This is a genomic window from Sphingomonas sp. CFBP 8765 (assembly GCF_014841445.1).
Classification (GTDB): Bacteria; Pseudomonadota; Alphaproteobacteria; order Sphingomonadales; family Sphingomonadaceae; genus Sphingomonas; species Sphingomonas aerolata.
The window spans coordinates 77,746-99,192 of record NZ_JACYTY010000008.1 but is presented as its reverse complement, the minus strand read 5'-3'; the positions used below and the strand labels follow the sequence as shown (position 1 = coordinate 99,192).

16 protein-coding genes are annotated in these 21,447 nt (G+C 64.2%); 2 read left to right on the top strand and 14 right to left on the bottom strand.

All coding sequences use genetic code 11. From position 1 onward, the window contains the following. Positions 1-37: 37 nt before the first annotated feature. From IFT87_RS17535 to IFT87_RS17480, 12 genes are all read right to left on the bottom strand, one after another. Positions 38-1,399: a sensor histidine kinase gene (locus IFT87_RS17535; protein ID WP_042466239.1), complete on the bottom strand. Its 1,362-nt coding sequence runs from the start codon at positions 1,397-1,399 to the stop codon at positions 38-40. Between the two features lie 2 nt (positions 1,400-1,401). After that, positions 1,402-2,079, bottom strand: coding sequence for a winged helix-turn-helix domain-containing protein (locus IFT87_RS17530; RefSeq protein WP_031438913.1), 678 nt, complete (start codon positions 2,077-2,079; stop codon positions 1,402-1,404). Between the two features lie 66 nt (positions 2,080-2,145). Beyond that, positions 2,146-3,327: a trypsin-like peptidase domain-containing protein gene (locus IFT87_RS17525; protein ID WP_052380786.1), complete on the bottom strand. Its 1,182-nt coding sequence runs from the start codon at positions 3,325-3,327 to the stop codon at positions 2,146-2,148. A 162-nt stretch (positions 3,328-3,489) separates the two neighbouring features. After that, on the bottom strand, positions 3,490-4,953 hold the full coding sequence (locus IFT87_RS17520) for a DUF389 domain-containing protein (RefSeq protein ID WP_052380785.1): 1,464 nt from the start codon (positions 4,951-4,953) through the stop codon (positions 3,490-3,492). 35 nt (positions 4,954-4,988) lie between these two features. Beyond that, positions 4,989-6,323 carry a chloride channel protein gene (locus tag IFT87_RS17515; RefSeq protein ID WP_031438910.1) on the bottom strand — a complete coding sequence of 445 codons (1,335 nt, stop codon included), beginning with the start codon at positions 6,321-6,323 and terminating at the stop codon, positions 4,989-4,991. A 781-nt stretch (positions 6,324-7,104) separates the two neighbouring features. Beyond that, the gene (locus tag IFT87_RS17510) at positions 7,105-7,878 is read right to left on the bottom strand and encodes a PP2C family protein-serine/threonine phosphatase (RefSeq protein ID WP_081874035.1); all 774 of its coding nucleotides are present in this window, start codon (positions 7,876-7,878) and stop codon (positions 7,105-7,107) included. Continuing rightward, positions 7,875-8,879, bottom strand: a complete 1,005-nt coding sequence (locus tag IFT87_RS17505; protein ID WP_249403426.1) for a type VI secretion system-associated FHA domain protein — start codon at positions 8,877-8,879, stop codon at positions 7,875-7,877. Before IFT87_RS17505 ends, IFT87_RS17510 begins: the two co-directional genes overlap by 4 nt. 17 nt (positions 8,880-8,896) lie before the next feature. After that, the gene (locus IFT87_RS17500) at positions 8,897-10,573 is read right to left on the bottom strand and encodes a serine/threonine-protein kinase (protein WP_192191396.1); all 1,677 of its coding nucleotides are present in this window, start codon (positions 10,571-10,573) and stop codon (positions 8,897-8,899) included. Then, positions 10,573-11,313: a LysM peptidoglycan-binding domain-containing protein gene (locus IFT87_RS17495; RefSeq protein ID WP_192191395.1), complete on the bottom strand. Its 741-nt coding sequence runs from the start codon at positions 11,311-11,313 to the stop codon at positions 10,573-10,575. The genes IFT87_RS17500 and IFT87_RS17495 overlap by 1 nt, the downstream gene beginning before the upstream one ends. Beyond that, complete coding sequence (locus IFT87_RS17490; RefSeq protein ID WP_052380824.1) at positions 11,310-12,590, bottom strand: putative bifunctional diguanylate cyclase/phosphodiesterase; 1,281 nt, start codon at positions 12,588-12,590, stop codon at positions 11,310-11,312. The genes IFT87_RS17495 and IFT87_RS17490 overlap by 4 nt, the downstream gene beginning before the upstream one ends. Before the next feature lie 688 nt (positions 12,591-13,278). After that, positions 13,279-14,550, bottom strand: coding sequence for a spinster family MFS transporter (locus tag IFT87_RS17485; protein WP_192191394.1), 1,272 nt, complete (start codon positions 14,548-14,550; stop codon positions 13,279-13,281). Positions 14,551-14,601: 51 nt separating this feature from the next. Beyond that, the gene (locus tag IFT87_RS17480; protein WP_192191393.1) at positions 14,602-16,950 is read right to left on the bottom strand and encodes a TonB-dependent receptor; all 2,349 of its coding nucleotides are present in this window, start codon (positions 16,948-16,950) and stop codon (positions 14,602-14,604) included. 144 nt (positions 16,951-17,094) lie between these two features. On the opposite strand from IFT87_RS17480, the gene IFT87_RS17475 reads away from it, so the two are divergent. Both IFT87_RS17475 and IFT87_RS17470 read left to right on the top strand, forming a co-directional pair. After that, positions 17,095-17,763: a TetR/AcrR family transcriptional regulator gene (locus IFT87_RS17475; RefSeq protein WP_031439370.1), complete on the top strand. Its 669-nt coding sequence runs from the start codon at positions 17,095-17,097 to the stop codon at positions 17,761-17,763. Between the two features lie 105 nt (positions 17,764-17,868). After that, positions 17,869-18,453 (top strand): VOC family protein, encoded by a 585-nt coding sequence (locus IFT87_RS17470; RefSeq protein WP_192191392.1) that lies wholly within the window; start codon positions 17,869-17,871, stop codon positions 18,451-18,453. A gap of 296 nt (positions 18,454-18,749) precedes the next feature. Here IFT87_RS17470 and IFT87_RS17465 read toward each other — a convergent pair whose 3' ends face one another. Then, on the bottom strand, positions 18,750-21,038 hold the full coding sequence (locus IFT87_RS17465; RefSeq protein WP_192191391.1) for a sensor histidine kinase: 2,289 nt from the start codon (positions 21,036-21,038) through the stop codon (positions 18,750-18,752). Further along, complete coding sequence (locus tag IFT87_RS17460) at positions 21,038-21,409, bottom strand: response regulator (protein WP_192191390.1); 372 nt, start codon at positions 21,407-21,409, stop codon at positions 21,038-21,040. The genes IFT87_RS17465 and IFT87_RS17460 overlap by 1 nt, the downstream gene beginning before the upstream one ends. Between the last annotated feature and the right edge of the window lie 38 nt (positions 21,410-21,447).

Sequence of the window (21,447 nt, the reverse complement as noted above, 5' to 3'; positions counted from 1 at the left end):
GCGATAAGTTCATGAAGCTGTCATGTTTGACGGCGTCTCAACTGACGATTTCCTGTGTCCTCGGGAAGTGTACCGCCGCACGAAGACCCGGCGCGTTGTCGGTTAATGTCAGCGATGCGCCATGAACGCGGGCCGCGACCTGTGCGATGCTGAGACCAAGGCCAGAACCTTGGGAATGCCGGCTCGTGTCGAGCCGAACGAAGCGCGTCACGACATGCTCGCGCTGGTCAACCGGTATACCCGGTCCCGTATCTGCCACGACGAGCGTGAACCCATCGATCTCATGCCCAAGCGTCACGCGGATCGACCCGCCGGGCGGCGTATATTTGATCGCGTTGTCGAGCAGATTGGCAACGATCTGCCCCAACAGCGAACGAACGCCCCTTATGGTCACCGGCGTCGTTTCGACCGTCAGATCCAATCCACGATCATCTGCCACGGGCTCGAAAAGCTCCACGGCCTCGATGACGATTGCGGCCAGATCGACAGGACCGAACTCGCTGGCCATCGTCGTCTCGGCACGGGCCAGTCTTAGCGTATCGTCGATCGTGCGAAGCAGGGCGTCGAGATCGCTGCGCATATCCGATGTCGCGTCACCATGCCCCCCGCCCAGTGCCGCAAGCTCGAGCCGAGACCGGATCCGCGTCAGCGGCGTCTTCAGGTCATGAGCAAGCGCATCCGTCGCGGTTCGCAGCGAATCCACCAAACGTTCGATCTCCGCAAAGCCATGGTTCAGCGTCGCTGCAAGCCGGTCATATTCGTCGCCGCGCCCCGTCACGGGCAAGCGCTCGTCAAGATGTCCCACCCGGAAACGATCGCCGGCAGTGCTGGCGGCATCGAGAAAGGCAAGCCCGCGCCGGCTGTACCAGAACCCGAAAAGCAGGCCGATCACTCCGGTGGCGGTCAGTGACCAGGCCAGTGCCGACACATAGCGGTCGTGCAGCAGGCGGCGATCGTCCGAGAGGCTGCCGACCAGTAGTCGATAGTCGTTGCCGAGAAGCACCGTGCGCGCGGCGACCTGTCGTTCGAACACCCTGCCGCGTGTCGTCGCGACCTGGGTCTCGAAGGTACGATACCCGGTGTGGTCGATCTCGTCAGGCCATTTGGCGAGATTGCCCGCAACCGGCTGTCCCGAAGCGTCCGTCATCAGATAGATGAAGTCGGTGACGCGCGGGCGCCCGACCGCACGCGACACCGACTGCGCGACGGCAAATGGCCCCTCACTCTGATAGCGCTCGATAAGGCCTGCCGTCTCGTCGTCGACTGCCGCCTGGGCACGCGCGTCGAGCAGGCGTATCGTCTGGACATATTGAACGCTCAGGGCGATCCCCGTTGCGATGAGTGCGATCAGCGTGATCCAGAGCGCGCCGCGCAATGCGGCCGTTGAGGGCAAGCGCATCGTCAGACAGCATCCAGTCGATAGCCGGAGCCGCGCACCGTTCTGATCATCGGGACATCCTCCGGACCGTCGATCTTGGCACGCAGACGACTGACATGGACATCGACGACATTCGTCCCCGGATCGAAGTTATAATCCCAGATCGCCTCGATCAGCATCGTACGCGTCACCACCTGCCCGGCATGGCGGGTCAGATAGTCGAGCAGCTGATACTCCTTGTTGAGCAGTTCGATACGTCTGCCGTTGCGCATGGCCGTGCGGCCGAGCAGGTCGAGCGTCAACGAGCCCGTCTGCCGGGTACCTTGCGTGGCGTGCGTATCGCTGCGCCGCCGCACGATCGCCTCCAGACGGGCAACGAGTTCGCCGAACGAAAAAGGCTTGGCGAGGTAATCGTCGCTGCCGGCCTGAAGCCCTGCGATCCTGTCGTCCACCTGCCCCAGCGCAGACAGAAGCAGCACCGGCGTCTGGTCACCCTTTGCGCGCAGCGACTTCAGCACCGAAAGTCCGTCGAGCCCGGGCAGGTTCCGGTCCAGAATGATCGCATCGTATTTGCCGACGATAGCCGCAGTGAGACCGTCGATACCGGTGGCGGCATGATCCGACGCGTGTCCGAGTTCCACCAGCCCGCGGCGGACATACTCAGCGGTTTGTGCATCGTCTTCGATCAGGAGCAGCTTCAAGCGCGCGATAATCCTTTTCAGGTGTTCAGGGAGCGGACGCGTGTACCGCCCCCCGGTTCCACACGCTCAGGACTGGCCCGACGTTTCGCTGGCGATGCGCAGGTTCAGGGAGACCTGACGGCCGTTACGCACCACCTGCGTCGGGACGATCGAACCGATCCGAGCCTCTGCTACGGCTCGGGCAAGGTCGCGCCCGTTATCTACCGGCCTGGATCCGAAGCGTCGAACGACGTCGCCGCGCTGCAGGCCGGATCGGGCAGCGGCCCCGCCATCTTCGACTTCGGCGATAAGCGCGCCCTTGGTGACGTCCGAGCCCATCGCACGCGCGATGTCCGGTGACATGTCCTGCAAGGAAACGCCGATCCGCCCCCGCGACACGTGGCCGTTTTGCGCAATCTGAAGCGCGACCTTGCGCGCTATTGCGGCAGGTATCGCAAAGCCGATGCCCACGTTACCGCCCGTCGGCGAGAATATGGCGGTGTTCACGCCGACCACCCGGCCTGCACCATCGAACAAGGGCCCGCCCGAGTTGCCGCTGTTGATCGCAGCGTCGACCTGGAGGAAATCGTCATACGGCCCGGCCCCGATCTCACGGCCGCGGGCGGACACGATGCCGGACGTCACGGTATTGCCGAGGCCGAACGGGCTGCCGACCGCAAACACGCTATCGCCTACCCGGATATGATCGCTGTCACCCCATTTGACCGGGGTGAACCTGCCCTTCCCGTCGATCTTCACCACGGCGACATCGATCTTGGGATCGCGGCCCAGGACGCGACCGGAAAACTCCCGTCCGTCCGACATCTGGACGGTGACGCGGTCCGCGCCGTTGACGACATGGTTGTTCGTGATGACGATCCCGGAGGCATCGACGATGAACCCCGAGCCGAGCGATCCGCGCTGCGGGCCTTGCTGCTGCGGCGCTTCGAATTGCCCGTGACGATCCTGCATGCCAAAGCCGAACAGCTGCCCCAGACGATCGGCCAGTTCGCTATCGTCTGACCCGAACTGGGTCGGCTCGAATGGCAACGCCTGAAGAGCCGCGGGCTTGACCTGGATCTGAACGACGCTCGGTCCTACGGCCTCGACCATATCCGACAAAGAGGCGTGCACACCCGTCGACGCGACGGCAGCAGGACCGGATGCAATGAACCGGTCGGCGATATTCACGCGACCGTCGTCCGCAGCGATCGCGCCGCCCGCGACGCCGGCGAGTGCGGTTGTGCCAAGCGCGACGGCAGCGATCATTGGACGTACAGTCAGGCGACGCTTGAATATCACGATCCATGTCCTTGTTCAGTTAGAAGCAGATGCTACTTTCTGGACCCGGATGATGGGCGCAGCCTGTTTTGAACATTACATCCGTGCAATCTTGTCAGGATGTCACGCGCGAAATGGCAGCCGCAGCGGCTATGCGCCGCGCTCGCTTGTTTCCGCCGGAGATGAGTCCGTGTCGACCGACCATATCAGGCGCAGGCGACCGCCCGCACGCCCGGAGGCTGCCCTGCCCCCTCGCGCGACGATACCCTGTGCTATCGCTGTGCGCTGACGCAGGGTCCCGCCCAGCACGTCGACCGCCCGCGCGAACCGGGCGGATACCCAGGCTGCGTCGCCGAGCGTCTGATCGTCGATGACGCCGGATTTGATACCGACGTCCGGCAAGGCCACGTCGTTCGGGGGATTGAGACTGACATGCCAATCGGCGACCACCGCGTCCGCACGACGTTCCAGATCGCGATAGCCCGCGATACCGAGACCCGTGAGGGGCGCTGCCGTCGCGCGGATCGTTCGCGCCGCCGAATCCAGCTGCACCGATGAAACGGGAATGCCCGCGATCAGCGCAACGTCCGCGATCGCCCTATCGCGCTCGCGTGCAACGCGCAGCGCATCGCCATTGCCCGCCCGCGCGATCTGCGCCGCCTCGACCGCGCCTGTCTCGGGCGAGATGCGGACCTGGTCGACATGGACATCGACCGGCCGCGACAAGCGTTGGCGAAGGTCCGCAGCGAGCTTGCGATCCGCCCCCGGTTCGATCCGCGGCGTCAGCATGACCGCACGAACGCGGACCGGGTTCGCGCCATGGTCGATCTCGACCTGGCTCAGCCGCGCGCCCGGGGGAAAATCCTCGCCCAGTGCATCGCGTACCTGCCGCTGGGCGACCGCCTCGAACGCAATGCGACGCAGACCGGCACCGAGGGGAATGGACAGGACTCCGATCGCGACCGCGAACAGCACGAGCTGCCACCCGGTGTGGTGCGGCGACAGATGGCTGCCGAACCCGTAACAGCGCGCGACGAGTGCGGCGGTCAGCGCGATGGTGATGGCATTGGTAAGGAACAGCAACAGCGCACCCGAAAAGACCACCCAGTTCCACGTCGCGATGCCGAATCCGACCACCACCAGCGGCGGCATCAGGGCGATGGCGATCGCCACGCCGACGACCGTACCCCCGCGCCCGCGGATCAGCGCATAGCCCCCCGCGATTGCCGACAGCAGCGCGACGAGCAGGTCGAACAGCGTCGGCTGCGTCCGCCCGGCGATCTCGCTCGTGATCGTCTGGACCGGGGAGAGCAGGATCAGCACGACCGACAGCGCCACCGCGATGGCCGCGCCCAGCATCAACGCGGTCGCCGCGCGGCGTATCTCGTGGAAGTCGAGCGTCGCGATGCCGAAGCCCAGGCCGATGATCGGCATCATCAGCGGCGACAGCAGCATGGCGCCGATCAGCACCGCGACCGAGGGCATCAGCAGCCCGAGCAACGAGATCGCGGCCGAAATGACGATCAGGAAGGCGTAGCGTCCCGACCACCCCGCTTCCTCGGCAATCTGTCGCAGGATGCCGTCATGGTCGACGCTTTCGGTGGCCTTGGCCATCCACGCCCGGGGGAGCGTTGCGAATTTTGCAGGGTTCAGGTGGATCGGGTCGTCTCCGTCATGGCGAAGGTCTTCGATAGACCATGGTACAGCTTCTCGCGGCATACCCACTGGCTGGCCGCATCGGCGATGAACGCGGTCGCGAACATCGGCAGCATCAGGCCGCGGCTCGCGGTCGTCTCCGACAGGATGATGACCGCGGTGAGCGGCGCGCGGACGACGCCCGCGAAATAGGCGACCATGCCCAGGATCACGATCGCGCTGGCGGGCTCGCCGGGGAAGATCTCGCGCAGCAGATTGCCGACGCCAGCGCCGACGGCGAGCGACGGCGCGAAGATCCCGCCCGGCAGGCCCGCGATCGCCGTCGCGGCGGTGGCGACCAGCTTGGCCGGCCCGAACCAGAGCGGCGCATCCACGCCGACGATCATCGCGCGCGCCGGGGCATAGCCGGTTCCCCATGTCAGCCCGGTCACGACGCCGAGCACCGCGACTATGCCCCCGCAGATCCCGGCGAACGCGACGGGATGCGCGCGCGTCCACCCCGTCACGCGATTGCGGCTGACCGCCATCGCCAGGAGAATGCGCGAGAACAGCCCGCCGGTCATGCCACCCGCGATCCCTGCGACCGGCGCGACGATCAGCGCGGACAGCAGCGGCATATGCGCACCGATCGCGCCGAAATAGATATAGTCGCCCTGCACCGACTGCGCGACCATCCCGGCGATCACGATCGCGGCAAGGACGAGCAGCGTCACCCTCTGCTCATAGGCGGACGCGAGTTCCTCGATCGCGAACAGCAGCCCGGCGAGCGGCGTGTTGAACGCCGCCGCGACGCCTGCGGCACCACCGGCGATGAGGACCCCGCCCCGCAACGGCACGCGGACGAGACGGTGCGTAAATCCCATGACGGCCGCCGCCAGCTGGACGGTCGGGCCTTCCCGGCCGACCGAGGCGCCACCCAGCACAGCGCCGATCGTCAGCACCGCCTTGGCCGCCACCGTCCGGATCGAGATCAACGTGCCGGTCGCATCATTCGGATTGGATTGCGCCGCGATGACCTGGGGGATCCCGGATCCCCGCGCGAACGGCGCATAGCGACGGGTCAGCCAGACCAGCCCCATGAACGTCAGCGGCGTCGTGACCAGCGGCAACCAATGCCAGGTCTTTGCAAAGTCGCTGAAAACCTCGCCCGCCCAATCGGCCGCCTCCGCAAACAGCGTCGCGACGATCCCGATCAGGATCGCCCCCGCAAGAATCGCACCCCGCGTCCGGAACTGCGTCGATCGCGGCCCGCGCGCGCGCAGCAACGCCCGATACCGCGACGGCGTCCAGCGTTTGGACGGTAAGAGACGATTGAACAGGCCAGCCATCGGGCTCTTTTAGGTCGCGGCGCCAGTTAGGCCACCCCTGACACCAAGCCGTTGAACCAGGACGTGGTGTATGGCGTCGACCCCATCTGTCAGCTGAGCGCCCTCAGAACGCGTCATGCCACGCCGCAGCAGATCAAGCCGATGGTCGGCGTCGGAATGGAGGCTAAGGCAATATAGCTCGATAAACGAACGCCTGCTTCCGCTGATCGGCTCCCAAAAGCGGACTGGCTGCATTCCAGCACTAAATAGTGTTTTAAGAACTGAGGCTGCCTTCATATTATAGAATACATTACTTAGTTCATTATATACTTTTATATCGACAATTTTGAAAGTATCAAAACTGGCATTATATCGCCCGTTATAAAGCTATATTCAAAAATATTTTAGTATAAACTATCCTACAGACCACGAACGCGGCCTAACCTGCCAAGAATCGCGCTTGCAGCGGCCGGGATCAATGCGGCGGCGATTTGGCATCTCTGCCGTTTGCGAGCACGTGATGCCCCCCTAAATGGCACCAGCGCTTGGCAATGATCCAGCACGGAACGCCGCCAGCCCCGCTAACCGCCATTCCGGTCATTCCCGATGCGAAAAACCAAATGGCTTGCATCCCGTTGAATTCCCACCATCGACAGCGATTGAGTTATCGGCCGACATCTATGCGTGCCGGCCGTTCGACGGCAGCGCGATATGGAACGTTAGTATTCTTATACTAGGCTAGCAGATGGTACACGGTTCTGCATGACGCTGCATAACAACAGAGCAGCGGTCGTGCGTTCCGCTACGGGTGAACGCACAGGTCTCGCCCCGATAGCGCTGCGATCACGACGAGCGTTGCATTGTCACTGCCATCACGTTGCAGTGCGTTTTCAAGAATGCGGTCCGCCATGTCACCGATCGCCGCGGGCATCGTCGCGTAGTCGCGCGGATCAAGCGATCGCGAAACGCCGTCCGAGCACAGCAGAAATCGATCGTTCGGCTGGACTAGTGTGGTGACGCTATCCAGCGCTACGGCCGGCGCAACGCCGAGCGCGCGCGTGACGACATTGGCTTGCGGATGACGGTCCGCCGCGGCTTCCGTCAGGACACCCGCGTCGATCATCTCCTGCACGACGCTGTGATCGTGGGTCAGCCGCTCCGCCCCGCCGCCGCGCATCAGATAGGCCCGACTGTCCCCCGCCCAGAAGATCGTCGCCTCACTGCCCTCGATCAACGCGATCACGATCGTCGCGCCGCTGGTCGCATGCACGTCGTAGATAGCGCGATTGGCATGCGACACCGCGGCGCGCACCGCTGCCGCGTTGATCGGCGCCGGATCATCCGCCAATGCCTGCAAGACATCGACCACCGTTTCCGCGGCGGCGGCGCCGCCGCTATGGCCGCCCATGCCGTCGACGACCGCCCAGAGCCCACGGTCTGCCCGATCGAGAAGCCGATCCTCGTTGACGCTGCGCACCCGCCCGACATGGGATCGGTTTTGCGACACATAGACGGTTTCCTCAGCGAGCGACGGACCGCCGCGAGGTTTGCGTCGCAACAGGCTGGCGAGCTTCATGCGGGATCGCGGGCCATGGCCGTATCCGCGGCGTCATAGGCGAGGGCGAAGGCGCGATCGAGCGAGCCGGGTGCGGATGCCACGATCTGCCGTGTCAGGTCGGCATGACGGTCAGCGACTTCTGCCATCTGCAGGCTCGCACGACTTTTCAGCAGCGTCGCGCGGTCCGCGATCGCCGCATCGACAGATGCCGGCTCGAACGTGCCGATCGCCGCACGCAGGCTCCCCTGCAGGCCTGCGAACGTGGCGACCAGATGCCGCTTCACGTCACGAAACGACGCCTTCAGCGCCGCCGGGCCCGACAGGAACCCGGTGGAGCCCGCAAGCAGCAGGTCGATCGCCAGCCGCTGTGTCGGCGCCCATTTGAACGGATTATTGTCCGCGCCGCTGATGGTCGTGCGCGTCAATTGATAGCGTCCGCGCGCATGGTCGCGCTCGGCCATCAGGTCGCCGATCCCCAGCACCATCTGCCGATACACCGCACCCGCCCGCCGCATGATCTCGGTCGGCTCCTCTTCGGAGAGCAGCGAACAGTCCAGCCCGGCGCCCTCGCAAAATGCCTCCAGCAACGACCCATCGCCCAGCGGTCGCGCCTCACCGGCATCGGCCCAGTCGCTCGGCACCTCCACCGACGATCCCAGCGGCGGCGTCAGCACCATGGTCAGCGCGCCATCGACTTCCAGGTCGCCATGCGGGGCCTGCGTCGCGACCATCTTGAACCGGCCGAGCCTCAGCGCGCTCGGCACCGGCAGCACCACGTCGACCGCATCGGGAAACCGTTGCCCGGTATCGGCATCGAATACGCCATTCGCGCCGAGCGCGCGCAGTGTCAGCCCATCGCCGTCGACGCGCAGTTCACAATGCGCCCGCGACAGCGCGCAATCGGGGTCGGCGATCGGCCAGTCCGCCTCGGTATCGCGACCGATGCGGAGCAGACCCTCGCGGATCAGCCGCGCATCGAGCGGCTGGACCATGTCGTCTCGGTCGAAAAGCTGGAGCATGTACATCAAACGGATCCTCAGGCGGCCAGACGAGCGGACGGCACGACGCGGGTAGCGCGCATCGCGATGTCGGCCTGCGCGCCGGTACCCGCCAGATGCGGCTCGACTGCGGCGGCGGCGCGATTGAATGCGTCGAACGCGGCGCCGAATTCGTCGCGGCGGCGATGCGATATGCGCAGGGCGAAATCGGACTTCGCCGCCTCGTCCAGCGCCTTGCGCAGTCGGGCGAGCGGCCGGGCAACCATAGCGCCGCTCAGATAGCCGATCACCAGCACCACACCCATGATCACCAGCGACAGCACCGTCAGCAGCATCCGCGCATTGGCGATCGCGGCGTCCAGCGCGGTCCGGCGCAGCACCAGGTCGACCGTGCCGAACTCGGCCCCGGCATAGCGGATCGGCCGGACGAACCGCAGTCCTGCGCCCTTGCCCCGGTCGGGTGCCGCGGTCACGCCGGCGCCGCTGCCGATCGCCGCTTCGCCAACGGTGCGGCGATAGCGCGTGCCGATCAGCTTCGCGTCGTCTGCCGCGCGGACGATCCCGCCGGTATCGGCGACCACCATGTCGCGAATCTCCTGATCGCGCGAGGCCGAAGCGACGAAGGCCTGCAACGCGGTCCAATCCTGCTGCTCGGGCGCGAGCCCCGCATTGTCGGCAGCCAGCACCGCGGTGTTGCCGGTGACGAACGCCGCGATCGAGCGACCCGACACGATCGCCATATGCTCAAGCGTGCGTTGCTGCCGCTCCAGGATCGACGAGACGCTCGCGACCAGCGCGATCGCGGTTACTGTGACGAGCGCCAGCGGGAGCTTGATCTTCAGCGGCAGACCACGGCGGCCGGGTGCTGCCTCGGCGGTCGCCGCGATCTCGCGGGTCAGCGCCTCGTACACCGCATGGCCGTCGGCGAACCGCTGCTCGGGCTTCTTCGCCAGCAGCTTGTCGATCACAAAACGCAGGCCCGGCGGGCAGTCCGCGGCGGAACGCGCGATCGGCTCGACACGCTCCTGCGCGATCTGGATGGCCAGCGTCGCCAGCCCCATGCCGGGAAATGCGACCTTGCCGGTCACCATCTCGTACAGCACCACGCCCAGCGAGAAGAGGTCCGACCGCTGGTCGACGGGGATGCCGAGCGCCTGTTCCGGGCTCATATAGCGCGGCGTCCCGATCATCTGGCCGACCTGCGTGCGCGCAAGGCGTCCTTCGGTGCCGGACACGTCGATATCGCCGATCCGCGCGACGCCGAAATCGAGCAGCTTGGCGGTGCGACCGTCCGCCGACAGCAGGATGTTCGATGGCTTCACGTCGCGGTGCACGACGCCCGCCCTGTGTGCATAGTCGAGCGCCGAGGCGAGTTGCTGACCCAACGCCAGGACGCGTTCATACGGCAGTCGCCCTTGCGCCAGCAGCAGCGTGTCGAGCGGCTGCCCCTCGATCAGCTCCATCGCGATATAGGCGACACCGTCCGCCTCGCCCACATCGTAGACCGTCGCGATATTGGGATGGTTCAGCGCGCCCGCGGCGCGCGCCTCGCGCAGGAAGCGCTCACCCAGTTCGGGGTCGCGACCATATTCCGATTTGAGCACCTTGATCGCCACGGTGCGCCCAATTCCTGGATCGAACGCGCGGAACACGTCCGCCATCGCGCCCTCGCCCAGCCGACCGTCGATCCGGTAGCGTCCCAGCGTCTCGGCCATCACTTGCGCGCCTTCACGGTGGCGGCAATGCGCTCGGCACGCGTCAGGTCGCGCGCGATGACCGGGTTGCCGGGATCGAGCGCAGCGGCGCGGCGCAACAGGCCGACCGCGCGCACGACATTCCCCGAATTGAGCGCCGCCAGCCCCGTCGCGCGCGCCTGACGCGCGGCAACCCGATTGGCCGTGGGTGCGGTCGGCTTCGTCACCGGCGCCGGCCTGGGCGCGGCTGGCTTCACGCGGGTGGGAGCGGCCGGCACGGGTCGCGGCTCGGATCGCCGGGGCGCCTCGATGCGCGGGGGCTCGCCTGGAATACGGAGCGTCCGGCCAGCCACCAGATCAGCAGGCTTGGCGATGTCGTTATAGCGTGCGAGCTGATACGCCTTCAGACGATTGCCCAGGAACCGCTGCGCCAGTCCCGACATCGTGTCGCCGTCCCGCGTGGTATAGGTGAAATTCGTCGGCCCCAGCAGATCCTTCGGATCGCGGTCGATCGAATCGCGCAGCACCTGGACCGAAGGATTCATCGGATCGCGCTTCAACGCGGCGTTGATCCGCTTCTTCGCTGCACCACTATCGCCCTGATCCAGCAATAGCAGGATTGCGTCGATCTCGCTCGCCGGCGTCGTCTGCGGCGCAGGCGCCGGTTGCGGTCCCGCCTTGGGCCCATGCGAACAGGCGGTAATCGCAAGCGCGAGCGCCAGCGCGCCGGCCTGCGCGACCTGTCGAGGAGAGAAACTCATGCGGTAAGCCTTTCGGTGATCCGGTCCCGCATCGCGTACGGGTCGATGGCCAGCAACTTCGCGAGCCCGGCGGAATCGCGTGCGAACGCGACGAACTCCGCGCCCTTCAGCGGTGGCGAGAAATAATAGCCCTGGAAATGCGTGCAGCCGTGACGCAACAGCCACTCATATTCCGCGCGTCGCTCGACCCCTTCGGCGAGCACGCGGATGCCGAGCCCGCGCCCCAGCGCGACGATGCTCTGGCAGATCGCTTGGCTGTCGCGCAGCGTATCGACGTTCGTCACGAATTCCCGGTCGATCTTGATCTTGTCGAACGCCAGCGTGCGCAGCGTGCTGAAGCTGGAATAGCCGGTGCCGAAATCGTCGATCGCGATCCGCACGCCAGCCGCCCGCAACGCGTCGAACAGCTGGGTGGCGCGCGTACCGTCGCTCATCGCGACACTCTCGGTCAATTCGATCTCCAGCGCAGCCGCCCCCAGCGAATGCCGCGCGAGCGTGCGTGCGACCAGTGCCGCCATGTCGTCGCGGTCGAGCTGATGCCCCGACACGTTCACCGCGACGCGCAGCGCGTCCAGGCCCTGTGCCTGCCATGATCGCGCCTCCCGCGCAGCGGCGTTGAGGGTCCACATCCCGATTTCGTGCGCCAGCCCCATCGCCTCCATCACCGGCACGAATCGCGACGGCGAGACCTGCCCGAGGGTGGGATGAAACCAGCGGATCAGCGACTCCGCGCCCGACACCCGACCTTCCCCGGCATCGATCAGCGGCTGGTATCGCATTTCCAGTTCGCCGCGCGCGATCGCCTGGCGAAGGTCCTGTTCCAAGGCATACCGCTCGCTGGCCAGGGCTGCGAGATCGAGGACAGGGCTGGCGACCGCGACCACGGCACCGGGCTGTACTGTCAGTGACGCCAACGTGCGGGACAACATCGCCTGCGCGTTCACGCCGTCGGCCGGCATCCTAGCCTGCCGCACGCGAATTTCGGGCAGGATTTCCCGGTCGCCGTCGATCACCACGTCGCCCAGCGCGTATCGCAGCACATCCAGTTCGGTCTGCGCAGCATCCTCGACGACATCCGGGCCGAACCAGATCGCGACGCTGGCGCGATCGACATGCGCAATCAGTCGTTCTTCGGGCAACATCCGCGTCAGCCGGTCGACGATCGTCAGCAGCAGGCGTTCGCCCAGCGCCGGGTCAAACGCGCACAGCCGATCGAAGTCCATGAATCCGATGACACCGAGTACGCCGCGCCCGTCCGCCATCACTCGCTCGATCAACGGCTCGCGGGTAGGCAAGCCGGTAATCGCGTGGCGATGACTGGTGCGATGCTCGACAGCCTTCAGTCGATCCGCGATGGTCGCTACGCTCTGTGCCAGCCTCTCACCACGCGAGGCCGTCGGAGACGTCCCGGCGAGAATTTGCAAATGCCGGATCAGTCGCGACACCCGGCAATGCTGGGCAATCGAATACGCCATTGCTGCGAAAACGAGACAGACTGCAACGGACGCTATGGCGGCGACACTGCGATCGACGAACCGCCACGTGACGATAGCCGCCGCAATTGGTAGTAGCCCGATGCACCAACGCTGCGCAGGCGGAATCGCCGTTGAAAACCCCATAACGACCTGAATAGCGGCCATTATCATACGGATGTGTTAATATAGCCCCGCCTGTGCGTCAGACCTGATTCCCGGATGCTACGCCATTGGTGAATCAGCTCGTCGGACGGAGCGGAGCGATGCGGCAAGGCCGATTCATCGAGGATCACATCATCGGGGCGCGGCGTGAGCATAAATCTGACGTGAAAGCGGCGGAGCTCGTGGCAGGCTTCGAGCGGTACCGCCGTTCTCGTGCCTGTTCCAAGCGACTGGACGCGATCAAAGCTTCACAATCCGCTATCCGCATTCCGCGAGCACACGCCCAAACAGTCCCGGCTGGAGCCATCCGGCTGTCGGTGTTGGCGTCTTAAATCGGTTGATCGACCCAGTCCTGACGGAGCGGTGTCGACGCCAGCCACATGAGCAACGCGGCCACCAGATACAGGACGAGCCCCATGAGCATCGCATAGCGCAACGCTTCGTCGCCATAATGCGCGGCGAGACCGTCCGACAGTGCGCCAAGCGCAAAACTGCCGCCGCCAAGACCGATGAGGTTGTTGATCAGCAGGAACGTCGCCGATGCGGTGGCGCGCATATGCCCGGGTACCAGATGCTGGATCGCCGTGATGACGGGCGCGAGCCAGACATAGGCGAGCGCCTGGGGCACGAGAAAGAAGACGAACGCCGCCGTCACCGAGGACGACAGGATTCCTGCGGCAAACAGGGGCACCGCGATGACGAACGCGATCGCGGGGACGCGCGCGTACATCCGCCGATCGCGCGCACCCAGCCGGTCGCCGAGAATGCCGCCGAGCAGAACGCCGGCAACACCCCCCAGCAACAGCACGCCGCCGTAGAATTGCGCGGTCTCGATCAGGTCGAGCCCGAAGCTCCGCTGCATCAGCGACGGCAGCCAGAAGGCCAGGCCATAGCCAAGCATCGAGCTCGCCGAGGCGCCGAACGCGAGCAGCCAGAAGCTCGGCTTGCGCACGAGAATGCCGAACACGCGGCGGACGGGCTCGCGGTCGCACGCATCGGACCCACGAACCGGCTCGCGCACGCACAGCCGGAACACCGGTGCGAGCACCAGCCCCGCGACACCGACCACGATGAACGCGGTCCGCCAGTCGATCGACGTCGCGATATAGCCGCCGAGCATCACGCCGGCTGCCGACCCGAGCGGGATGCCGAGCGAGTATACTGCGAGCGCGCGCGCACGGCGATGGGGCGGGAACGTGTCTGCGATCACGGCATAGGACGGCGCGACGCCCCCCGCCTCGCCAACCCCCACGCCGATCCGGAACGCGAAAAGCTGCGCAAAATTGCTGGCCACACCGCACAGGGCAGTGAACGCGCTCCACACAGCGAGCGAGAGCGTGATAACCCAGGTGCGGCTCGTCCGGTCGGCCAGCCATGCCAGCGGGATCGCAAGCGTCGAATAGAGCAACGCAAACGCCAGCCCGCCAAGCAGGCCCAATTGCGTGTCGGTCAATGCCAGGTCCGCCTTGATCGTCGGCGCGAGGATGCCAAGGATCTGCCGATCGACGAAGTTGAACGTGTAGACCAGCAACAGCATGACGAGCGCCGTCACGCGGTAGCGGCGGCCCTCGCGCGGGGTCGCCGGGATATCACTTGCCATACTCTACTCCAGCAAACGGAGGGCGATCACCCGCCCCCCGGCTGCGCTCCATCAGAATTTCGCGGTGAGGGTCGCGAAGACCTGACGCGGATTGCCGTAATAGGCCGTCAGCACGCCGTCGCTGCCGAGCGATGGCCGCAAGGCGCCCGCCGCCGTTCGCAGATAGTCGCCGGTATCGGGGTTCTGCAGCAGGAAGTTGTAGCCGGACACGACATAGCGCTTGTTCGTCAGGTTCTTGCCATGCACCCCGATCGAGAAGCGCGCGTCGATCGTATAGACCAGGTTCGCGTCGAGCAGCGCATAGGCCGGCTGGTCGAGCAGCGGCGTGCGCAGTTCGAACTGCTGTGAATCGCTGCGAAAGGACAGCGTCGTACTCGCGTCGATCGCGCCCGCGGATCCGACCGGGACATGATAGGCGAGCGTCCCGCTCGCGGTCAGGTCGGGCGTGTTCTGGAACTTGCGATTGGCGGCGACATTGATCCCGCGGGAATCGATGAAGCGCGTGTATTTGGCATCGAGATAGCCGATCGTTCCCGACAGGTTGATGCGGTCGCCGGCGCCCGCAATGCCCTCCGCGACCGTCAGATTGGCCTCGCCTTCGACACCGTTGATCCGGGCGCGGCCCGCATTGGTCGTGATGCCGATAAAGGTCTGGATGCCGCCGACGGTGGCACCGACCGATCCGGGCACCTGGACGTCGGTATATTTCGAATGGAACCCCGCAATCGCCAGCGTCAGCCGGCGGTCGAACAGTGACGCCTTGTATCCCGCCTCGAAGCTTTCGACGCTCTCGGGCCCGAACGACAGGAAGTTGTAGATATCCTGCCGGTCGCCGCCGGCACCGGTGATGCCGTTGCCGTTGAGGTCGGGCGCCGCGGTACCGACCCCGCGCGGGTCGAACCCGCCGCCCTTGAACCCCTTCGACCAGCTCGCATACAGCGTGTTGTTGGCATCGGGCTTGAAGCTGACGGACGCGCGCGGCGTGAACTTGGCAAAACTTGCGGTCCCGCGGAAGTCGGTTTGTCGCGCGATCGGCGCGCTCGTGCCGCCGAAGAAGGGGGAAGCGCCCAGATATACGTTGCGCTGGATCTGCGACATGCGATCGTCCCAGGTATAGCGTCCGCCGACCGACACGCTGAGCATCGGCGTCACGTCGAGCGTGGCATCACCGAAGACCGCCACCGTATTGGTCCGCACATTCCCGAAGGTCAGCGCAGTGACTGTCCCCGGCAACCGTACGTCGAACACGGTGCGCGCCTTGGCATCGAGATAATAGAGCCCCGCCAGCATGTTGAACGGCCCGGCATCGACCAGCAGCTGCACCTCCTGGCTGAACTGCTCGTTATTGTAGAAAGCGGGGACGTCGACATCGACGGCGGGCAGCGCGTCGAAATCGATCGGCGTCGCGCTGTCGTCCTTGCGATAGCCGGTGATGCTGCGCAGCGTCAGATATGCGGCGGGCTTGAGTTCAGCGAAGAGCGACCCGCCATAGGCCTCGACCGACTGTTTCGGTGCGACCAGCCCGCCGCGGCTGTCGAACACGTCGGACAGCACCGGCGTGCGCGACACCAGCCCCGGGATCAGCCGATGCCCGCCGCGCGGATTGCTGTCGTCCTTCGTATAGTCCCCCGACAGGCGGAAGAACGCGCTGTCGCCCGCCTCATATTGCAGCGTGCCGCGCGCACCCCAGAAATCCTTGTTGTAATTGTCTTGGCCCGTGGTGAGGTTCGTGCCGAACCCGCCCCGGCTCAGTCGCGCGACCGCGCCGCCGATCCTGAACCCCGTATCGCCGATCGGCGTGCTCGCGCTGATGACACCGTCCGCCTGGTCATAGCTGCCATAGGTTGCGCGGATGCTCAGAGTCGGGTCCGAGCCGATCCGGCGGGTCACGTATTTCACCGCGCCGCCGATCGTGTTGCGGCCATAGAGCGTGCCTTGCGGCCCGCGCAGCACCTCGATCCGCTCGACGTCGTAAATGTCGAGGACCGCAGCCTGCGGCCGGTTGAGATAGACGTCGTCGAGATAGATGCCGACGCCCGCCTCGAACCCGGCGACGGGATCCTGCTGGCCGACGCCGCGGATGAAGGCGGTGAGCGTCGAATTGGTGCCGCGCGACGTTTCCAGCGTGACGTTCGGCGTGACAGCGGCGAGATCGGTGACGTCGAGCGCCCCCGACGCCTCGAGCTGCGCGCCCGTAAACGCGGTGATCGCGATCGGCACGTCGAGCAGCCGTTCCTCGCGGCGGCGTGCGGTGACGACGATATCGCCGTCGATCTCGGCCTCCTCGATGACGGGCCCGGCCTGAGCCGCGTCTGCTGCCGGCGCGACGGGTTGCGTCTGCGCGGACGCGGATCCCGCCAGCAACGCGCCGAGTGCAACACCGGCGTTCAACAAGATCATGACGGATTTCGGCTGTGCCACGGTGTCATCCCCTCCTGCGGCGCCCGCGTGATGCGCCCGGTATGATCCGGGTTGTGCGCCTTGGCTCCAGTCTATACTGAAACCTGAACCAGTATTCAACTTGTGTATCAGGGGCAGACGAGAATGGCGAAGGCGCAGGAGACGACGCCGTCAGACCCGGCGGTCATCGGCGACAGCAAGGCACCGCGGACCGAGCGTGGCCGCCGGACGATGCGCGCGATCCTCGACGCCGCCGCGATCGAGTTCGGCGACAACGGGTTCCACCAGGCCTCGATCAGCGACATCACGCGCCGCGCCGGAGTCGCGCTCGGCAGCTTCTACACCTATTTCGACTCAAAGGACGCGGTGTTCCGCGCGCTCGTCCGCGACATGTCGGACCAGGTTCGCGATCATGTCGCCCCGGCGATCCTGTCCGCACCCGATCAGATCGCGGCCGAGCAGGCGGGGCTTCGCGAATTCATCAGCTTCGTCCGTGACCACAAGGAAATCTACCGGATCATCGACGAGTCCGAATTCGTCGATCCAGAGAGCTTTCGCCTCCATTATGCGACCACGGCGGACCGGATCACGCGTCGCCTGCGAAAGGCGGCGGACCGCGGCGAGGTCAAGGGCGACGTCAGCGAGGTCCATGGCTGGGCGATCATGGGAATGAACGTGTTCCTGGGGCTTCGCTACGGCGTCTGGAGCGAAGACGAGACACCAGATGAGATCGCGAAGGTCGTCGCAAACATGCTGAAAGATGGCATCTTACGCAGCCCGGATGACCGAGCCATGTCCGAGGTCAAGACTTGAGTGGCCGATTGGGTACACGACCCATATTCGGTCATTCGCGCGGACTTCCCCGCTCCCCAACTTCAATCATTCGTTCATCTCCGCGCTGGCCGCTTTCGTTGTCCGGTGTTCGACCATGAACGTCATGATGGGAAGGATTGCTGGCGGTCCGCTTTCGGGAAGGCGGACCGCAATAACCGATATTGCGAGACTGCCCCTTTCTGCAAAGAGAATGGTCGATCGGGAATAGAATTCCCAGGCGATCCGCACGCCGATAACATCGTGCCAGCAACGATGGGGGGAGCTAATGCTGTGCCGACTATCCGCAGGCTACTATCAGTCGTTGCCGTCTTGGCTGCGTTGACGCCCATGACTATCTCCGCAGAGCCGATCGATCGAATTACCGGTATCGGTGGCGTTTTCTTTAACAGCAAAGCGCCGACAGCCCTCATGGCGTGGTGTCGTGATGTTCTCGGCATCAAAGTTGAGGCGTGGGGCGGATTCGCTCTGCGCTATGACGCGCCAGAGCACCCGCCAGTACTCACTCTGAATGTTTTTCAGGAGGGATCCAACTATATGGAACCCTCAAAGCGCGAGTTCATGCTTAATTTCGCGGTAGATGACTTGGACGCGTTCGTTGATCGTCTGAAAGTAAAGGGCGTTGCGATACTCAAAAGGGATGACACCGACGCAAGCGGGAAATTTGCGTAGATCGTTGATCCGGATGGGACCAAGATAGAGTTGTGGGAGCCGAAGGCCGAGTCTTCATCAAAGTAGGCCCGTCTCAAAAGAAATGGGCAGTTTCGGACGCTCGCTGAGAATTGCGGTGGCGCACAGCCCGCCTCCGCGAACGCGTAATCGCGTCCTGCTGTGCGATTCCACCGCAACTAACAGCCGCGGAACGTACGCTATGCGAGGAGAACGGCCATTTGGTCAGGCTCAGCGTCAGCAGCTCGGCAGTCAGGTTCGATCGACCGTCTGCGATGGAAGCCTGATAGGCTAAATGGCTACGAAATCGGGAAATCGATGGTCAGGATCGCGCCTCGCTCCGGAGCTTCGCGCGATCTGATGCTGATCTTTCCGCCGATTTCCATGACGATCTGCCGGGAGATATAGAGGCCAAGACCTGTCCCACGATCCGTCTCCTTGGTGGTCATGAAGGCATCGAATGCCCGGTCCGGATGACTCAAAGACAGCCCGGCGCCATTGTCCACAATACTGATGCGAACGCCGCTCTCTGAGACAGTTACCTCCAGTTCGACGGCACCGGTCAGGCTCGCGTCCTCGGCTTCGCGTCGCGTTGCGATGGAGTCGACCGCGTTCTGAATGGCGTTGACGAGCACCTGCTCGAGACCGACGCGCGGAGCAAGGAGCAGAACCGGTGGCCCGTCTGGCAACGTCATTTTCACGCCGACATCGTTCTGGATCAGCAACGGCCGCATGAAGGACAAGGTTGTGCTGACGACGTCGCCCAGATCAAGCGGTTCGGGGCTGTCATTCTCGATCCGAGCGTAGCGCGAAATGCGCGCAATGATATCGCGTGCGCGGTTTACCTGTTCGCTGATCCGATCAAACTTATCGCGAGCACGCGCCGCACCATCGGGACTCGCCTGATCGAGCAACAATCGGCCATTCTCGGCAGAAAGCGAGATGGTGAAGAGAGGTTGTTTGAGTTCATGACTCAGGGCTGAGGCCATGCCCCCGAGCTCGACGAGACGCGCCTGCTGAAGCATCCGATTCTGCGCCAGCTTCGACTGCCGGAGGCGCACCAACCACCCCGAACGCCAATGGCCGGGAGCCAGGAGGTCGCGACCGACGAATAGATACCAATCAATCGATTCCTGGTCTGCAAGCCGAAACTCGACAAACGCCTCGGCATCATCGCAGATGTCCGCAAAAGCTAGGCAATCATTGGTATGGATCGCTTCGGACCGCTCCTGCGCAACCCGTTCAATGTTCATGTCCAGAAAAGCGAGGGTGCCCGTGGCAGCGTCGAAGCGGATATCCGCCGCAAGGCTCAGGTCCATTTCCTTTTTGAGTTCGATGAATGCCCGGGCAATTCGCAAGCGCTCTTGCACCAACTCGGCAAAGCTGTTGTTCGCGGTGACGATAGCTGCGATCGGGCGGTCGAACTCGTTGAACGTGAGCTTTTGAGGCAGCGAAAGGCCAGGTTGGCCGAACCCTTCCGCGACTTCCTTCCAGGCCTGCAGCGAACGACGCAGGGCGCGCGTGATGAGCAGCTGCAGCAAGATCGACACGACGAGAATGACACCCAGGCCGAGCATCTCTAGAAGCACCACGCGATAGGCACTCTCGGCAGCTGGTCGGGTTGAGTAGAGATAGAAGTATTTGCGGTCAGGAAGAGTGTAACGGCCGAGCTGACACGCGGTAACCCAGTAGGCAAACGTATTGCGGTCGTTCGGCCCCGTCACTTGCAATCCATCATCGATCCGCGTGCAGCCGAAAAGCTGCATTGCTTGTGCGGAGCGCAGACTGCTTTCTTTGTCTGAGATAAGCATTTTTTGGGGATGCCTTCCTGTATTGCGCGTTTCTGCCACGCCCAAGAACCCATTTCCGGTCACAAGCCCGCGACCGATCCGCACCTCAGCCAGACGCGCGGTTTCGGCCATGAAGGATTTGAATTCTTCCGGAAAGCGCCGGACACTGCTGACAAACATGACGAGCGCGCACGCGAGCACGATGAGTGTAATGGATGCCGGCAAGAGCTGGGCGAGGCTGATTGTTCGGCGGAGCGAGACCCGACCGGCTGGAAGGTTCACGACGGAGAGTGACAGCGCTAGATCGACCAGCGCTGCCATCAACACATCGTTGAGAAGCTTGCGGATCATCGTCAGCGCGAAAATCGTCAGCGACGCATCGTAGTTGATGCGCAGGAATAGAAACCCCGCCGCCGTCCCGATGGTAAGCAAAAAGACGGCGGTGGCGATGGCAAGTGAAGAGCCAGCGAAGCGAGTCCAATTGATGAAAACTACATGCCCCAGCGCCAGCGCGATGGTAAAGATATGGCCCCACCAGAACCAGGATGACGCCATCGTTAGCAGCACCATGGGAATGGCTAGTCGCAGACCGCCCAACCTGTATGCGAGAAGGTAAAAAATGGGGCCGAGATACATTTCGAACCCGGGCGCAAGAATAATGCGGAAGGAACTCGCGCCGATGGCCACGGCCAAAAGGACGATCGTCAGAGCCCATCCCTGGACGGTCATTTGCCGTAGCGGCTCTGCGGCTAGCTGAAACTCGCCGCCGTGGCGTAAGCGGTTGACGATGTCATTCATCAACCCCGCCCGTCTCGTGTAAGCAGTGACAGGAGCAATTCTAAGTCGACTGGCTTGAAAAGGACATGAAGATCCTTCTTCTTGGTTTCATGCTCTATTTGTTCGGTCAGATCGGTGTGGCCTGTCATCAGGATTATGGTGTTCACCTTTGCCCGCAGGTCAGGGTCGGCTCGGATTGCGCGGACCAGGTCAAGGCCACTGCCGTCTCGTAAGCGGAGGTCCGTCAACAGGGTTACGTGGCTGGAACCTTGCTTCAAGCTCTCCAGCGCAAGGGCCACACACGCTGCGCCGCTAACCGCGAACGAGCGCAATTCTAACATTTCAACCAACTCCTCCCGGACGTCGGTCTCGTCCTCGACGACCAAGATCATTGTTGGGCACTTTCAATGGTGACGCAAGCTCAAGATAA

Excerpts from the sequence above, each read along its gene's own strand:
- IFT87_RS17535 (WP_042466239.1), bottom strand. The coding sequence starts at position 1,399 with ATGCGCTTGCCCTCAACGGCCGCATTGCGCGGCGCGCTCTGGATCACG.
- IFT87_RS17525 (WP_052380786.1), bottom strand. The coding sequence starts at position 3,327 with ATGATCGCTGCCGTCGCGCTTGGCACAACCGCACTCGCCGGCGTCGCG.
- IFT87_RS17520 (WP_052380785.1), bottom strand. The coding sequence starts at position 4,953 with ATGGCCAAGGCCACCGAAAGCGTCGACCATGACGGCATCCTGCGACAG.
- IFT87_RS17515 (WP_031438910.1), bottom strand. The coding sequence starts at position 6,323 with ATGGCTGGCCTGTTCAATCGTCTCTTACCGTCCAAACGCTGGACGCCG.
- IFT87_RS17510 (WP_081874035.1), bottom strand. The coding sequence starts at position 7,878 with ATGAAGCTCGCCAGCCTGTTGCGACGCAAACCTCGCGGCGGTCCGTCG.
- IFT87_RS17505 (WP_249403426.1), bottom strand. The coding sequence starts at position 8,879 with ATGCTCCAGCTTTTCGACCGAGACGACATGGTCCAGCCGCTCGATGCG.
- IFT87_RS17500 (WP_192191396.1), bottom strand. The coding sequence starts at position 10,573 with ATGGCCGAGACGCTGGGACGCTACCGGATCGACGGTCGGCTGGGCGAG.
- IFT87_RS17495 (WP_192191395.1), bottom strand. The coding sequence starts at position 11,313 with ATGAGTTTCTCTCCTCGACAGGTCGCGCAGGCCGGCGCGCTGGCGCTC.
- IFT87_RS17485 (WP_192191394.1), bottom strand. The coding sequence starts at position 14,550 with ATGGCAAGTGATATCCCGGCGACCCCGCGCGAGGGCCGCCGCTACCGC.
- IFT87_RS17480 (WP_192191393.1), bottom strand. The coding sequence starts at position 16,950 with ATGATCTTGTTGAACGCCGGTGTTGCACTCGGCGCGTTGCTGGCGGGA.
- IFT87_RS17475 (WP_031439370.1), top strand. The coding sequence starts at position 17,095 with ATGGCGAAGGCGCAGGAGACGACGCCGTCAGACCCGGCGGTCATCGGC.
- IFT87_RS17465 (WP_192191391.1), bottom strand. The coding sequence starts at position 21,038 with ATGAATGACATCGTCAACCGCTTACGCCACGGCGGCGAGTTTCAGCTA.
- IFT87_RS17460 (WP_192191390.1), bottom strand. The coding sequence starts at position 21,409 with ATGATCTTGGTCGTCGAGGACGAGACCGACGTCCGGGAGGAGTTGGTT.